Origin of the sequence: Rheinheimera aquimaris (assembly GCF_020531985.1) — a bacterium.
GTDB lineage: Bacteria > Pseudomonadota > Gammaproteobacteria > Enterobacterales > Alteromonadaceae > Alishewanella > Alishewanella aquimaris.
The window spans coordinates 549,627-565,640 of record NZ_JAJAVQ010000004.1; the positions used below are offsets into that span (position 1 = coordinate 549,627).

Annotated in this window: 13 protein-coding genes and 1 pseudogene; 12 read left to right on the forward strand and 2 right to left on the reverse strand. The window is 50.3% G+C overall.

The genetic code is table 11. The annotated features are described in order from the left end of the window. Positions 1-147 precede the first annotated feature (147 nt). The 9 genes from LHL18_RS15080 (at position 148) to LHL18_RS15120 (ending at position 9,073) form a co-directional block, all read left to right on the forward strand. Complete coding sequence (locus tag LHL18_RS15080; protein ID WP_226767657.1) at positions 148-690, forward strand: sigma-70 family RNA polymerase sigma factor; 543 nt, start codon at positions 148-150, stop codon at positions 688-690. Then, positions 687-1,364 (forward strand): anti-sigma factor, encoded by a 678-nt coding sequence (locus LHL18_RS15085; protein WP_226767658.1) that lies wholly within the window; start codon positions 687-689, stop codon positions 1,362-1,364. The genes LHL18_RS15080 and LHL18_RS15085 overlap by 4 nt, the downstream gene beginning before the upstream one ends. A 113-nt stretch (positions 1,365-1,477) precedes the next feature. Then, positions 1,478-3,058, forward strand: a complete 1,581-nt coding sequence (locus LHL18_RS15090; RefSeq protein WP_226767659.1) for a DUF4331 domain-containing protein — start codon at positions 1,478-1,480, stop codon at positions 3,056-3,058. Positions 3,059-3,068: 10 nt separating this feature from the next. Beyond that, positions 3,069-3,551 carry an Ig-like domain-containing protein gene (locus LHL18_RS15095; RefSeq protein WP_226767660.1) on the forward strand — a complete coding sequence of 161 codons (483 nt, stop codon included), beginning with the start codon at positions 3,069-3,071 and terminating at the stop codon, positions 3,549-3,551. A 56-nt stretch (positions 3,552-3,607) separates the two neighbouring features. Continuing rightward, a complete protein-coding gene (locus LHL18_RS15100) occupies positions 3,608-4,666 on the forward strand; it encodes a tetratricopeptide repeat protein (protein WP_226767661.1) in 1,059 nt (352 codons plus the stop codon). Further along, entirely contained in the window at positions 4,666-5,178 is a 513-nt protein-coding gene (locus tag LHL18_RS15105) for a hypothetical protein (RefSeq protein WP_226767662.1), read from the forward strand. Before LHL18_RS15100 ends, LHL18_RS15105 begins: the two co-directional genes overlap by 1 nt. 10 nt (positions 5,179-5,188) lie before the next feature. After that, a complete protein-coding gene (locus tag LHL18_RS15110) occupies positions 5,189-7,240 on the forward strand; it encodes a TonB-dependent receptor (protein ID WP_226767663.1) in 2,052 nt (683 codons plus the stop codon). 85 nt (positions 7,241-7,325) lie between these two features. Then, positions 7,326-7,877, forward strand: a complete 552-nt coding sequence (locus tag LHL18_RS15115; RefSeq protein ID WP_134057010.1) for a glutathione peroxidase — start codon at positions 7,326-7,328, stop codon at positions 7,875-7,877. A 272-nt stretch (positions 7,878-8,149) separates the two neighbouring features. Then, entirely contained in the window at positions 8,150-9,073 is a 924-nt protein-coding gene (locus LHL18_RS15120; RefSeq protein ID WP_226767664.1) for a DUF2167 domain-containing protein, read from the forward strand. A 67-nt stretch (positions 9,074-9,140) separates the two neighbouring features. Here LHL18_RS15120 and LHL18_RS15125 read toward each other — a convergent pair whose 3' ends face one another. Together LHL18_RS15125 and LHL18_RS15130 are read right to left on the reverse strand one after the other, a co-directional pair. Then, the gene (locus tag LHL18_RS15125; RefSeq protein WP_226767665.1) at positions 9,141-9,362 is read right to left on the reverse strand and encodes a 2-hydroxymuconate tautomerase family protein; all 222 of its coding nucleotides are present in this window, start codon (positions 9,360-9,362) and stop codon (positions 9,141-9,143) included. 23 nt (positions 9,363-9,385) lie between these two features. Then, complete coding sequence (locus LHL18_RS15130; protein ID WP_226767666.1) at positions 9,386-10,129, reverse strand: SDR family NAD(P)-dependent oxidoreductase; 744 nt, start codon at positions 10,127-10,129, stop codon at positions 9,386-9,388. Between the two features lie 140 nt (positions 10,130-10,269). On the opposite strand from LHL18_RS15130, the gene LHL18_RS15135 reads away from it, so the two are divergent. The 3 genes and pseudogenes from LHL18_RS15135 to metH all read left to right on the forward strand — a co-directional run bounded on the left by LHL18_RS15135 (position 10,270) and on the right by metH (position 15,942). Next, the gene (locus tag LHL18_RS15135) at positions 10,270-11,196 is read left to right on the forward strand and encodes a LysR family transcriptional regulator (RefSeq protein ID WP_226767667.1); all 927 of its coding nucleotides are present in this window, start codon (positions 10,270-10,272) and stop codon (positions 11,194-11,196) included. A gap of 118 nt (positions 11,197-11,314) precedes the next feature. Beyond that, entirely contained in the window at positions 11,315-12,241 is a 927-nt protein-coding gene (locus tag LHL18_RS15140) for a homoserine O-succinyltransferase (protein ID WP_226767668.1), read from the forward strand. A gap of 15 nt (positions 12,242-12,256) precedes the next feature. After that, positions 12,257-15,942: pseudogene (metH, locus tag LHL18_RS15145) on the forward strand (methionine synthase). Positions 15,943-16,014 lie beyond the last annotated feature (72 nt).

Below are 16,014 nucleotides of genomic sequence, written 5' to 3' on the forward strand. Positions count from 1 at the left end.
AAGCATAAAAGAGCCGCCGGAAAAAGGAAGCGGATGATAGCTTAGCGGTAAAAAAACACACGTGAAATTTGTATTAATCTGCGCTGGTTTGCATCCAACTCATCAAGTCCGGCGTATTAGGTTTAGGACATCATCACAGGGTACAGCATGGAACAGTCACAACAACAATTACTGCAATGGCTCTTTGCGACCGCACAAGGTAATAAACAGGCGTTTGAGCAGTTGTATCAGGCCACATCAGGCAAGCTTTTTTCAGTTAGTCTGCACTTACTCCGGCGCAATGATTGGGCTGAAGATGTGTTGCAGGACGCTTATGTCCGTATTTGGCACAATGCGGGTGATTATCATGCTGAAAAAGGTAGCGTGATGAGCTGGATGATTAGTATTACCCGGTACCGGGCACTGGATTTGCTTAAATCCCGTCGGGTAAAAGCTGAACATCTGGATTTAAGTGAAGAATTACCTGATGAGGTACAGCCGGGGGAGGCAATTGGCTTGGTCCGGGACAAGGTTAAGCTGGACGACTGTATGCAGGGGTTAGCTGATGAGCACCGGCAGTCTATCCAGCTGGCTTACTTTAACGGGCTGAGCCATCAGGAAATTACGGCCCATACCGGCTCACCGCTTGGCTCAGTAAAAAGCTGGATTAGGCGAGGTTTAACGCAGTTAAAGAGGTGCCTGGAAGCATGAAGTATCAGCAACAGGAACTACTCGACGCTCTGGCAGTCGATTTTATTCTCGGTGCCATGCGTGGCGGCGCCCGCAGGCGTTTTCAGCAGCTGATGATGGCCAGACCGGCAGTGCGCGAAACCGTATGGCGCTGGGAGCAGCATCTTAATCCGCTGGCCGAAGGCTTACCACCAACACCACCAAATCCCGCTGTTTGGCAACGTATCCAGCAGCGATTGGGCTGGGTTGCGCCAACGGTTAGTGCACCACCTGTTTCATACCGGTCTGTCTGGCTTGGCCTGGCTTTTGCTGCTTCTGTCGCATTGGCAGCGGTGATGCTAAAACCGATGCTTAGCAGCATGCCACAGCAAGATATTGCGATGATCCAAAGCAGCGATGCCAAAGCCTGGTGGTTAATTAGCAAAGCGCAGCAGAAGCTGACGATAAAAGCTACGCCCGCCGTAGCGGCGGAAACAGCTAATGATTATGAACTTTGGATGCTGCCTGCAAATGGGCAGGCGCCAATATCTTTAGGGTTGCTGCCGCAGCAAGGTCAGCGCGAGCTCTCCTGGCCACAGGCAGCTGAAGGCCTGGCGATCGCGGCGTTAGCGGTAAGTCTGGAACCAAGGGGCGGTTCTGCAACCGGTGCACCGACCGGGCCGGTGTTGTTTACCGCGCAAATTGTTACGCTTTAACGCTGAAGAAAACAAAAAACCGCTACGGCGGTTTTTTTATTTTTACTTTTAGTGCATCCGGTTCAGTCAGTGAGTCGTTACTTGGTGGCAACTTAAACTGAAGGATAACAGAAATGAACCGTACAATGCTTTTTCTGGCCGTTAGCTCGGTGCTGGGCGTGGCAGCACTAAGTATCGATGTTCAGGCGTCGAGCCATCGTGAGGCGCCAAACATCACCCGTATGCCGACACTGGATGCCACTGATTTTTATCTGTTCAATAGCTATGAAGCGGGTCGTGAAGACTATGTGTCGTTAATCGCTAATTACATTCCGTTGCAGGACGCCTATGGTGGGCCGAATTATTTTGCGATGGATCCCCAGGCTGTTTACAGTATTCATATCGACAATGATGGTGATGCCAAGGCTGACATCAGTTTTAACTTTCGCTTTTCCAGCAGGCTGGCCAACGAGGGCATGGGCGTAAAATTACCAATAGGCCCTGCCGACAATCAGAGAATGGTCGCTGTGCCGCTAAAAAATGTCGGCGCGATAAGTGCTGACGATGCAACAGCACTTAATTTTATTGAAAACTATAGCCTGGAGTTACAAAGCGGTACCGCCAGTACCATGCTGTCGCCAGATGGCGCAACAACTTTCACCAAACCCTACGATTATGTGGGTAACAAAACCTTCAACAGCGCCAGCGCTTATCAGGCCTATGCTGATCAATATGTCTACAACGTTGCGATACCTGGCTGCGATGCGAAAGCTCGTGTTTTTGTTGGTCAGCGTAAAGACCCCTTTGTAGTGAATCTGGGAGAAACCTTCGATCTGGTGAATTATGTTCCGGTTGAGGGCGACAGCACGCCGGGTGCTGGCGATGGGGCGGGTTTTCCCGGCGGCATTACCCAAAGCAGTGCCAATGACGATTTGGCCACTAAAAATGTAACGGCTCTGGCCATTGAAGTGCCAAAAGCCTGCCTGACAGGAAGCGGTAACGGCGTGATAGGCGCCTGGACTACTGCCAGTCTGCCACAGGCGCGCATTTTAAACCCAAACGCCAGCCTGAGCCGGCCTGAAGTAAACGGCGGGGCGCTGGTGCAGGTGTCCCGTCTGAGTAACCCTTTGGTTAATGAGTTAGTCATTGGCCTGGCTGACAAAGATAAATTTAATAGCAGCCAGCCTGCAGATGACGGGCAGTTCGCTGACTATGTGACACATCCAAGTTTACCTGCATTGCTGAATATTCTGTTCAAAGATGCGGTAAATGCGACATTGGGAACCGATATTACCGATCTGGCGCCATCGAACTTCCCGCGGCTGGATTTAGTTAATGCCTTTTTAACCGGCGTAGAGGGAGTTAACCAGTTGGCTACAGTTACACCGTCAGAAATGCTGCGGCTAAACACTGCTATCGCCGCTAAACCGATGCAGATGCAGTCAGCTTTTGGTGTTGCCGGAGATGATTTAGCAGGTTTTCCAAATGGCCGGCGTCCGGGTGATGATGTGGTTGATATCGCACTGCGTGTGGTAATGGGGGCTTTGTGTCATGACATTCCGGTAAATGGTACGCCGACTAACTTAGGTTACTGCGCACCAGAGGATGCGCCTGTTGGTAATGTACCGTTTACCGATGGCGCGCCGGTCAATGCCAGTATGTTCAATAGCAGCTTTCCCTACCTGTTAACACCGCTTGCCGGTTCACCAAATTAAGGGGGACACCATGAACAGATTAGCTGCAAGTACAGCTTTCGTTTTGGCTGTGTTACTGGGCGGATGTAACGACTCTGACCAGCCTAACGTCGCGCCAGAGTTGGGGGCCAACAACTTTGTCACTGAAACAGATGTCCCGGTAATGGATAGGATTAGTGCCAGCGATACTAACGGCGACAGTCTGACGTTTAGCGTGGCATCACCGCCGCAAAATGGTGGCTTGATGTTAAGCGCAGACGGCCGCTTTACCTATACACCCGACAGCGGGTATACCGGTAGTGACAGCTTTATGGTGGCGGTATCGGACGGCGAGTTGACCGCAAATGGGCAGGTTACTGTGGATATTGCGGTGGCGATAGTGTCGTTTCTCAGTTATAGCCGCGCTGCTTTTGCGCAAACAGAACAGGATTTGCCCCTGGGCGTTAATGGTCGCGATTTTACGCAGGATGCGACCAGCACTTCAGACTACACAGATCTTCTGACCGGGCCTTAACCTGCCAAACGCAGAGCGGTATTACTGCTCTGCGTTTTTACTTTTAAGAGTATGCTATGCGTATTATCCGTATCACTTTAACGATGCTGTGCCTACTGAGTTTATCAGTTGCCGCAGCGCCGTTTAAACCAGCATCAGATTCGACACTTCAACTGCAACCGGTGTTACCCCTTAGCGCAAGAATGCAACAGTTATCGGCACAACTGGGGCGTCATCCCGAAGACAATACGCGGCTTGAACTGGCAGGGTTGTATCTTCAGGGGGCCAGGCAGCCGGGTTATGACGACTGGTTTCACCAGGCGGATGAATTGTTGCACGCCGTGAGCCAGACAGGCTCGGTTCGTTATCTGCTGCTACAGGCCGATTTACAGCAACAGCAGCACCAGTTTTCGCAGGCTATGCAAAGTTTAAATAAAGTATTTGCTGCAACACCGCATCATCAGCAAGCCAGTCTGATGGCTGCGCGCATTTATCTGGCCCAGAATGAGCAAGCGTTAGCACAGCAGGCTTGTCACCGGCTGTGGCAGCAGGATCTTTTTTTGTTTTCTGTGTGCAGCTATGAAGTGGCCGGGCGTCGTGGTCAGTGGACACAAAGTTATGCTGCGCTGCAAGAACTGTGGCAACGTCAGCGGCTGACTTCAGAGCTGGATATCTGGTTAAGAGGAATATTAGCCGAGCAAGCAGAACAGCTACAACAGGTCTCTGATGCACGGCAATGGCTAACACCCATACTGCAAAATGCCCCGACCAGTTTATGGCTAAAATGGGCAGACCTTAGTCTGCAGCTGAATGATGCAAAGCCGGTATACCAGCGGCTGTCACATGCATATCAACAGCATGGTCTGTCAGATGGTTTATTACTGCGCTTAACGTTAGCCGAGCGCCAGCTTGGAGCGGGCAGAGCTTATCATGCTCTGTTGACAGAGCGCATCGAGTTACGCCTTGCCAGAGGGGATGCCGATCATGCTGCAGATTTGGTGCACTATTTTTTACGGCTCAAACATGATGCAAAAGCAGCGCTTTATTGGGCTACCGTGAATTACCAAACTGCAAAAGAGCCGGATGATCTGCGCTTACTGACATTAAGCGAAAATGCCGTAAAAGGAGTTTATTGATGAGACTCACCGCAATCTGTCAGCTGTTAGCCGCATTGCTGATGCCTGGCAGCGCTATCGCGCATACCTTCAGCACCGCATATATGGAAGTCTCAGTTTTTAACGGGCAGCCTGCTGTGCTATGGAAAGTTGCGTTACACGATTTAGCTAAAGCCCGTTTGATCCCCGGCGAACATGATGAACAGATTAGCTGGCAACAAGTGATGGACAGTGAGCTGGCGTTACAGCGCTATGTTGACCAGCATCTTGCATTTAACAGTGCAGAGCAGCCGTGCCGGGTTACTGCACTAGCCAGCAATGAATGGCAATTACAACGGCTGCAGCGCGATCTGTACTTACTACTGCCACTAAAGGTTGATTGTCCGCAGCCGGACAACTGGCAGCTAAGTTACCTGGCCCTGTCTGAATATGATGCCAGCCATAAATTGCTGTTGTCGTGGCAGGTGCCGGGAGAGAAGGCAACTGCCGTTTTGTCGGCCACTGCACCATATTATCCAGCCGTTAGTCGCTAAGGACGCTTTAATGAAATATCTCCCGGTCAGCTGGCTCAGCCTGATGCTTTTGTCGCTAGCGCCATTATCTCAGGTGATAGCAGACCCTTTGTCTGCCCACATGATGGAGCAAATTACTATTAAAGGCAGGCAGACCGATTTGCTGGGCCTGGCCAGTTCGGCGTCTGAGGGCGTTATTGGTAACAGCGAAATTGCCGACCGTCCTTTACTGCGAACCGGTGAAGTACTGGAGTTTATTCCCGGTATGGTGGTAACCCAGCATAGCGGCAGCGGTAAAGCGAATCAGTATTTTTTGCGTGGTTTTAATCTGGACCACGGCACCGATTTTGCCACTTATGTTGACGGTATGCCGGTTAATATGCGCAGCCACGGCCATGGCCAGGGCTATACCGATTTAAACTTCATCATGCCCGAGGTTATCGCACAGATTGATTATCAGAAAGGTGCTTACCATGCTAATAGCGGCGACTTTTCCTCAGCGGGTACCGCACGCTTTGGTATTCAAAACCGCACTAGCAAAACGGCAGCACTTACTTTGGGGCAACATGGCTACAGCCGCCTGCTTGGCAAAGGTAGTTCCGCTGCAGGCAAGGGCAACATGCTGTTGGCAGCAGAGTTGCAGCAATATACCGGGCCCTGGACGGATGTCGATGAAAACGTTGATAAAGTAAATTTGCTGGCTCGATACAGCCAGAATGTGGGCGCGGGCCAGTTAGCGCTGACAATGATGGCATATGACAATAGTTGGAATTCAGCAGATCAAATACCACAGCGGGCAGTAGTACAGGGATTAATTGACAGCTTTGGCTCACTGGATACTGATTTGGGTGGCAACAGTTCACGCTATAGCCTTTCTGCCAGTTGGTACAGCGATGCCTGGCAGTGGAATGCTTATGCAATACAGGCCAAAATGGATCTGTGGTCCAATTTTACTTATTTCCTTAATGATCCGGTCAACGGCGATCAGTTTGAGCAGGTCGATGACAGGTGGATATATGGTGGTGAGCTAAGTCATCACTGGCATCATCAGGTAGGCGAATTTGCGGTGGAGCATGTCGCCGGGACACAGCTGCGTTATGATGATATCGCTGAGGTAGGGCTTTACAACACCGCAAAGCGGCAGCGTTTAAGTTCAGTTCGTTCAGATGCCGTTGAACAAGGCTCTGTGGCGTTATTCAGCCAAACTACGCTGCAACTGAACAGTGACTGGAGCGCGCACTTAGGTATCCGTTACGATTATGTCGATGCTGACGTGACCAGTGATCTGGCTCTGAATGGTGGTAGTGTCTCTGACGGTATTGCGTCGCTGAAAACGGGGCTGAGTTATCAGTTTGCCGCGAATTGGCAGGCTTATATCAATGCCGGACAAGGTTTTCACTCGAATGACGCCCGTGGCGCAACGACGACAGTCGATCCGGTTAGTGGTGACAGTGTCGCGCCGCTTAACCTGCTGGTTCGTAGCAATGGTGCTGAACTTGGCCTGCGCTTTTTTGACTACAGTGCGCTTAATGCGTCAGTCGCGTTGTGGTACCTGGAGATGGATTCTGAGCTGTTGTATGTCGGTGATGCCGGTACAAACGAACCCAGCCGTGCGTCAAGGCGCTTCGGCGTAGAAGTGGCAGCTTATTACTGGTTTAACAGCAATTGGAGCATAGATGCCGAGCTTGCACTGACGCGCTCACGGTTTTCTCAGAATAGCCCTGAAGAAGGCAATTACGTAGATGGTGCTTTGCCGGTAGTTGCCAGCTTGGGAGTGATTTATAAAGCAGACTCTCCCTGGCAGCTGAGTTTACGGCTGCGACATTTTGGCAAACGTACATTGGACAGCTATAACCGCCAGCGTTCCGGCACCAGCACCGTGCTAAATGGCGGCTACCAGTATCAATGGCAAAACTGGCAACTCGGGTTTGAGCTGCTAAACCTGCTCGACAGCAATGACAGCGACATTGATTATTTTTATGCTTCCCGTCTTACTGATGAGCCGGCAGAGGGGGTGGAGGACAGGCATTCTCATCCGATGGAACCCCGCAGTGCCCGCCTGACAATACGGTATCAGTTTTAAGCCTGTCGCTTTGGTACAGATCGGTTTAAGCTTAGCGTACGTAATGAACTGGCAACATAACAGTGAGCCCTTACAGGAGATAACAATGAAACAGCTACTAAGCGCTATGGCGATAATCACCTCAGTGCTTGCCGCGCCGGCGATGGCAAATCAATGCGGTGAAATTCTTGGCCATTCCATGCAGCAACTGAATACCCGGGAAAGCGTAGATTTATGTGACAGCTTTAAAGGCAAAACTGTGCTGGTGGTAAATACCGCAAGCAAGTGTGGCTTTACACCGCAGTTTGATGCATTGGAAGCGCTGTACCAGAAGTATCAGGACAAAGGTTTGGTGGTGCTGGGCTTTCCTTCCGACAGCTTTAAACAGGAATATGACGATGCCGGTAAAACGGCTGAAGTGTGTTATTTAACCTACGGCGTAAAATTTCCTATGTTTGCCAGTTCTAAAGTCACTGGTGATGACGCTAACCCGGTATTTAAAGCGCTGATTGCCAAAACCGGTGAAACACCGAGCTGGAATTTTAATAAGTACCTGGTGAGCAGTGATGAGCAAACCGTAAAACACTTTGGCAGCCGCACTAAGCCGGACGATAAAGAGTTTATCGCTGAGCTGGAAAGTATGCTGGCAGGTAAATAACCTTATTAAGGAAAAAACTAGCGTTTAGTCTGTAAATAATAATGGCAGCGTATCAACCTATGCTGCCATTTTTTCGGAAATATTGGCATCCACTCTATAGCATTACCGCTGCCGCAAAAGCTGATTACAGCAATTTTTATTATATTACTCAGGCTTGCTTCGAATAAAAATTTGAATTTATTAATAAAAACAGCGACATTCTATCTGGCGCTGCTCGTTACCCAATTCGCCTTTTTGCCATGATGGAATAACTTCGCTCAGAAGGAAGCATAATGAAACTGACACATATTTTTGCCGTTTGCTTCATGTTGCTGGCACCAATTGCTTATGCCAGTAATGAAGAAACAGTCGTCCCACAGGACGAAACTACACAGCAACAAGCAGAATACGAGGAATGGGCCGGTCAAATCCTGGCATCATTGCAGAAAAATCAGGGTAGGATCAGCCTGCCGGGAACGGATGCAACACTGAATATTCCTGATGAGTTTTACTTTTTATCAGCAAAAGATGCCGAAACCGTGTTGGTTGATGTGTGGGGTAACCCGCCGGGACAAAATGTACTGGGCATGATTTTTCCGGCTAATTTCACCCCGTTTGACGCCGAGTCATGGGCAGTTACTGTCGAATACGAACAGGACGGTTATGTATCGGATGAAGATGCTGCAGATATTGACTACACAGAATTGTTAGTACAGATGCAGCAGGATACAGCAGAAGCCAGCAAAGAGCGGGTAGAGCATGGTTATGAGCCAATCGCGTTAGTCGGTTGGGCCGCAAAACCATTTTATGATCAGGCGCAGCATAAGCTGCACTGGGCCAAGGAAATTCAATTTGGTGACAATGAAGTTAATACGCTGAATTACAATATCCGCGTGCTGGGGCGTAAAGGGGTACTGGTATTGAATTTTATTGCCGGTATGGAACAGCTGCCACAAATTAACCAGAATTTAGATTCGGTACTGGCCCTGGCCGAATTTAATAGTGGTGCTCAGTATGCTGATTTTAACCCGGAGCTGGATCAGGTTGCTGCGTATGGTTTGGGCGCATTAGTCGCCGGTAAAGTGCTGGCGAAAACCGGCTTTTTGGCGCTGGCACTGGTGTTTCTGAAAAAGTTTGGTGTTTTTATTTTGCTGGGCCTGGGCGCATTGCTACGAAAACTATTTGCTAAGAAGTCAGTACCTACCTCACCAAATTGAAGCTATGTAGTGTACTTGCATTGTATAAAAAGCCCGGCTACTGCGGCGGGCTTTTTATTACAGGCATTTATCGCTCAGTTTTTTTTGCCGCTTCGCGCTGACGGCGGCGGGTGATATTTTCCCGGTCCAGGCCCCAATTATCGGTAGGTACCTCATCAATAATGACAAAGGTAGTGGCCGGGTCCTTACCCAGCACATCGCTGAGTAAGTCTGTTACGCCTTCAATTAATTGCAGTTTCTGCTCTGTTGTCACGCCCTCTTCAGTGACACGGATATTAACGTATGGCATAGCGATGCTCCTTGGACAATCAATTACCAGACACCGGCTGCGGCGCCGCCGTCAACCGCCATAATAGTACCACTGACATACGCCGAATCGGTCAGATACAACACAGCCGCGACGATATCCTGCACAGTGCCGGTTTTACCGCTGGGTGACAGCTGATTCAGGAACGCTTGAGCGTCAGCAAAGTTACCATGCAGCGGCGTTTCAATAATACCCGGTGCTACCGCATTAACACGGATATTTGTCGGCGCCAGTTCGACTGCAAGATGGCGGGTAGCCGCATTTATGCCGCCTTTTATCAGTACCGGCAAGGCAGCCGGCAGTTTGGCGGTAGGCTGTAGCCCAATGTTGGCGGTGATACTGACAATATGGCCGCCGCCGTGAGCTTGCATATGGGTCACAGCTTGCTGCACCGGGTAGAAAAAGCCCTGCAGGTTAGTCGCAACTAAGGCATTAAGGTCGGTTTCAGTGTAATGATTTACCGGCTTGGCGATAAATACACCGGCATTATTAATCAGCACATCGACACCGCCGAAGTGTTTAATGGTCTGGTCGAATAACATTTTGGCTGTCTCAGGTTTGGCAATATCACCGGCCACAGTGAGAAAGTTGGCCGGGTTACCTAGCTCGTTCGCGGCCTGCGCTAAGCGCTCAGCCGTGCGGGCATTACCTACTACATTATAACCACGCTCTAAGTATGCTTTAGCAATGGCAAACCCAATGCCACTGGAAGCACCTGTCACTATAACTGTCTGTTTGCTGTTGCTCATATTTTGCTCCTTGTAGCTGAAATGTTGGCACCGTAAACCGGTCAGCAATGACACTTTACTTTTAACCAGAGTGCCGATAAATATCGGATTATTTGAATTACTTGATACATAATGTAATCAATTGTGAGGAGGGCAGGCTGATGACGCATATATTCGATGACAAGCAATACAGTGGTATTGAGCTGTTCTGTCTGGCGGCAGAGACTGGCAGCTTTACTAAAGCTGCGCTCAGTGCCGGTATTACACCGGCAGCAGTAAGCCGGTCGATATCCAGGCTGGAAGACAGGCTTGGCGTCAGACTGTTTGTCCGTACGACGCGGCAAATCAGGCTGACTGATAATGGCCAGAGTTATTATCTGAAATGCCATGATGCGTTGGCGCAGCTGAAGGAGGCCGAGCGCGAAGTCTCCGGTGGCCAGGCCACGCCATCAGGCCTACTCAGGATCAGTGCGCCGACACCCTACGCACATTTTCGCTTGCTGCCGTTATTACCATTGTTCAGGCAGCGTTATCCGGATGTGCAGTTTCATTTGCACCTGGGCAACCGCAATGTTGATTTTGCAGCAGATAATATCGATCTGGCTATCCGGATGCGTGATCCGAAAGATTCAGGTCTGATTGCCCGTAAACTGGAGGATGTGCAATTGGCAACGGTAGCTGCACCGTCTTACTTGCGTCGGGCGGGCACACCAAATCATCCGGACGATTTACAGCAGCACGACTGCCTGCAGTTTGAATTGCCCAGCACCGGTAAAGCCATCAGCTGGCCTTTTATGCAGAACGGCCGGCAGGTACAGATAGAAACCCGCGGCAGCTATCAATGTACCGATGATTTGTTGGGCGTGGTAACCTTAGCAAAACACGGTGCCGGTATTATTCAGACATACCGTTTTATGTTTGAGCGCGAGCTGGCACAGGGCAAATTGGTTGAGTTGCTGCCACAATACAGCGGCACATCCCGTCCGGTGTATCTGTTATATCCGCATGCCCGGCATATGCCGCTGAGGCTACGGGTGTTTATCGAATTTCTGCTGGCGCAGCTGCGTCCCTCGCCAACAGTAGCATGATGCTGTACTTTAAACCTGACAAATCCATTTCATTATTTAGCCATCTAAACGTATAGAAGTTGACTTCGCTGTGCATTTTACGCAACATAGCGGCTATGTCAGTTAAGCGGATGTGGCTATGCCTATTAAAGTGATCGATCAGTTGCCGGCGGTAGAAGCCTTGTCGGCAGAAAATGTGTTCGTGATGACCGAAAGCCGGGCGCAGTCGCAGGACATCCGGCCGCTTAAAATTGCGATTTTAAACCTGATGCCCAATAAAATTGCCACTGAAATTCAACTGTTGCGTTTATTGGCGAATAGCCCGTTGCAGGTGGATGTCGATTTACTGCGCATTGATGATCATGTAAGTAAAAACACGCCGCCAAGCCATCTGAACTGTTTTTACCGTTACTTCTCAGAAGTACAACAGCAGAAGTATGATGGTCTGATTATTACCGGTGCGCCACTGGGGCTGGTAGATTATGAAGACGTTACCTACTGGGCGCAGTTTGGCGATATTCTGCGCTGGGCCGACAATAATGTTACCTCAACCTTATTTCTGTGTTGGGCGGCGCATGCGGCGCTGTATCAGTACTATGGTTTGCAGCGCGAAATTCGCGGCGAGAAACTGTCGGGGGTTTACTGGCAGCAGGTGACCCAGCCACTGTGCCCGCTGGTGCGTGGTTTTGATGACGAATTTTTAGTGCCACATTCGCGCTATGCCCAGGTACCCAAGCAAAAATACCAGCAGCACGACGATTTACATATTCTGGCCGAGGCCGATGTTACCGGCGCCTATTTGCTGCAAAACAGCAGTGGCAGCCGGGTTTTTGTTACCGGCCACCCTGAGTATGACTTAACCACTTTGGACGAAGAGTATCAGCGCGATCTGGCCGCCGGCGTAACTGCTAAGTTGCCGGAAAATTACTATCGCAATAATGACCCTATGCAAGGGCCACAGAAACTGTGGCAAAGCCACGCCTTTTTACTGTTCAGCAACTGGCTGAACTACTATGTGTATCAGGCCACACCATTTGAGTTAAGCCAGATTGGTCACGGTGCCTAAGATAAAGAGCATATTATGACAGCAAGATTAACAGCGCAGCAGTTTCGTCAGTTGCTCGAAAAGCGAATTTTAATTCTGGATGGTGCTATGGGCACGATGATCCAGCAACACCGGCTGCAGGAGGCTGATTACCGCGGCAGTGAGTTTGCCAACTGGCCTTGCGATGTCAAAGGCAACAACGATTTGCTGGTGCTGACGCAGCCGGATTTAATCGCAGATATTCACCGTCAGTATTTACTGGCTGGCGCCGATATTGTTGAAACCAACAGCTTTAATGCCACCAGCATTGCCATGGCGGACTACCAGATGGAAAGCTTGTCGGCGCGGATAAACCGCAAATCTGCCGCTTTGGCGCGTAAAGTCTGTGATGAGATCACGGCACTTGAGCCACACAAGCCGCGCTTTGTCGCCGGCGTGCTTGGGCCGACTAACCGTACTGCTTCTATCTCGCCGGATGTCAACGACCCGGGGTTTCGCAATGTCAGTTTTGAAGAGCTGGTCGAAGCTTACACTGAATCTACCAGAGCACTGATTGAGGGTGGTGCTGACATCATTATGCTTGAAACCATTTTTGATACGCTAAATGCCAAAGCCGCGGCTTTTGCGGTACTGCAGGTATTTGATGAGGTCGGCGTTAAGTTGCCGGTAATGATTTCCGGCACTATCACCGATGCCTCTGGCCGCACCTTGTCGGGCCAGACTACAGAAGCGTTCTATCATAGCCTTGCGCACGTTGAGCCGGTGTGTTTTGGCCTTAACTGCGCATTAGGGCCAGACTTATTGCGCCCCTATGTCGAAACACTGTCCGGCGTGTCGGAAGCGTTTGTGTCGGTGCACCCCAACGCAGGTTTACCTAATGAGTTTGGTGAATACGATTTGGGCCCAGAAGAGATGGCAGCTGAAATTGCCGATTGGGCTAAACAAGGCTTTTTAAACATTGTTGGTGGCTGCTGCGGTACGACACCAGAGCATATCAAAGCGATAGCTCTGGCGGTTAAAACAGCGCCGCCTCGTCAGCCTAAAGCAGCTGCGCACAGTTTTCACTTAGCCGGCCTTGAAGCCTTTTCTCTGGAGTGGTGATGCAACAACAAGCCAGATTTATCAATGTCGGCGAGCGGACTAACGTGACCGGCTCGGCAAAATTTAAAAAACTGATTTTAAACGGCGACTATGAAGCGGCGCTTGATGTGGCAAGACAGCAGGTCGAAAACGGCGCGCAAATCATCGATATCAATATGGATGAAGCGATGCTGGACAGCAAAGCTGCAATGGTGCGCTACCTGCAACTGCTGGCTGCAGAGCCCGATATTGCCCGCGTGCCGATTATGGTCGACTCATCCAAATGGGAAGTCATCGAGGCCGCACTGAAATGTATTCAGGGCAAAGCGGTGGTTAACTCCATTTCGTTAAAAGAAGGCGAAGCGCCATTTTTACATCAGGCCCGGTTGCTACGCCGTTATGGCGCCGCTGTTGTGGTAATGGCGTTTGACGAATCCGGTCAGGCCGATACCAAAGCGCGTAAAGTGGAAATTTGCCAGCGTGCTTATCACATCCTTACACAGCAAATTGGCTTTCCGCCACAAGACATTATTTTTGACCCTAACATCTTTGCTGTCGCCACCGGTATAGAAGAGCATAACAACTATGCGGTAGATTTTATTGAGGCTACCCGAGAGATAAAGCGGCTGTGCCCGTATGCCAAAATCTCCGGTGGTGTATCCAATGTGTCGTTTTCGTTTCGTGGCAATGACGCGGTGCGTGAGGCGATTCACTCGGTGTTTTTATACCATGCCATTGCTGCCGGCATGGACATGGGCATTGTTAATGCAGGTCAGCTGGCGGTATATGATGATATTCCGGTTTTGCTGCGCGAGCGGGTGGAGGATGTGATTCTTAACCGGCGTGACGATGCAACCGAGCGCTTGCTGGAGATTGCCGCTCAGTTTAAAGGCGATGGCAGTGTTGCCGAAAAAGCTGATGATGCCTGGCGCAGCCTGCCGGTTAATAAGCGGCTGGAGCATGCCCTGGTAAAAGGCATCACTGATTTTATTGAACAAGACACCGAAGACGCCCGCCAACAGGCAGAAAAGCCGTTGCATGTGATTGAAGGCCCGCTGATGGACGGCATGAACGTGGTAGGGGATTTGTTTGGTGAGGGCAAAATGTTCCTGCCGCAGGTGGTCAAATCGGCGCGGGTGATGAAAAAAGCGGTGGCTTATCTGCAACCTTATATCGAACAGGACAAAGCTGGCGGCCAGGCGCAGGGCAAAGTGCTGCTGGCAACGGTAAAAGGCGATGTACACGATATTGGTAAGAATATTGTCGGCGTGGTGCTGCAGTGCAATAACTTTGAGGTTATTGACCTTGGTGTGATGGTGCCTTGTGCAGAGTTATTGCGCGTCGCCAAAGAGCAAAATGTGGATGTAATCGGCTTATCCGGCCTGATTACGCCGTCACTGGATGAAATGGTGCATGTCGCCAAAGAAATGACCCGGCTGGGTTATACCCAACCGCTGTTGATAGGCGGAGCGACAACGTCCAAAGCGCATACAGCAGTCAAAATTGAGCCTAACTACAGTCATGGCGTGGTGTATGTACCGAATGCTTCGCGCAGTGTGTCAGTAGTACAGGCGTTAATTGGTAAAGACAGCAAAGCAGATTATTTAGCGCGCATTAAAAATGAATATCGGGTTGCCCGTGAGCAACATGCGCGCTCAAGGCCCGGGCAAACACTGCTCAACCTGGAGCAGGCAAGAGCAAACCGCTTTCAGCTCGATTTGAGCCGTGTTGCGCCAGCGCCAAAACTCGCTGGCGTACATTTGTGGCAGAACGTCGATCTGAATGTACTGCGCGATTACATTGACTGGACACCATTCTTTTTAACCTGGCAGTTGTCGGGTAAGTATCCGGCTATTCTGAACCATGCTGAAGTCGGCATAGAAGCACGAAAGCTGTTTAAAGATGCCAACACTATGCTTGATAAAATGATTGGTGAAGGCCATGTCAGCGGCAAAGCCATATTCGGTTTATTCCCGGCGAACAGCGATGGTGATGACATTGTGGTATACACCGATGAGAGTCGCAGCACTGAAAAAGCCCGCTTATATAATCTGCGTCAGCAGCTGCAGCTGAGAAATAATGCGCCAAACTGCTGTCTGGCTGATTTTGTCGCGCCAGTTGACAGTGGTGTGGCGGATTATATCGGGGCTTTTGCCGTCAGCACCGGCTTTGGCGCTGACGAGCTGGCCGCCGAATATGCGGCAGCTCATGATGACTACAGCAGTATTATGGTCAAAGCGCTGGCCGATCGTTTAGCCGAAGCGCTGGCCGAATACCTGCATTTAAAAGTGCGACGCGAGTATTGGGGCTATGCCGCCGAGGAGAATCTGGATAATGAGCAGCTGATCCGTGAGTTGTATCAGGGGATCCGGCCGGCACCAGGTTATCCGGCCTGTCCGGAGCATACAGAAAAGGGCACGTTATGGCAGTTGTTGGATGTCGAAGCGCAAACCGGCATCCAATTAACCGAGAGTTATGCCATGTGGCCGGGGGCTGCGGTAAGTGGCTGGTATTTCGCGCATCCGGACAGTAAGTATTTTACCGTCAGTAAAATCGGTGCAGACCAGCTAAATGAGTACGCACAGAAAAAAGGTTGGAATGAGCAGCAGGCTCAAAGCTGGCTGGCACCGAACCTTGGTTAAGTTATTGTAAAACATCAAAACTCTTTTGTTTCTGCCTTCGGGAAGAACTTGAAATTTATCCATGCCGTCAGG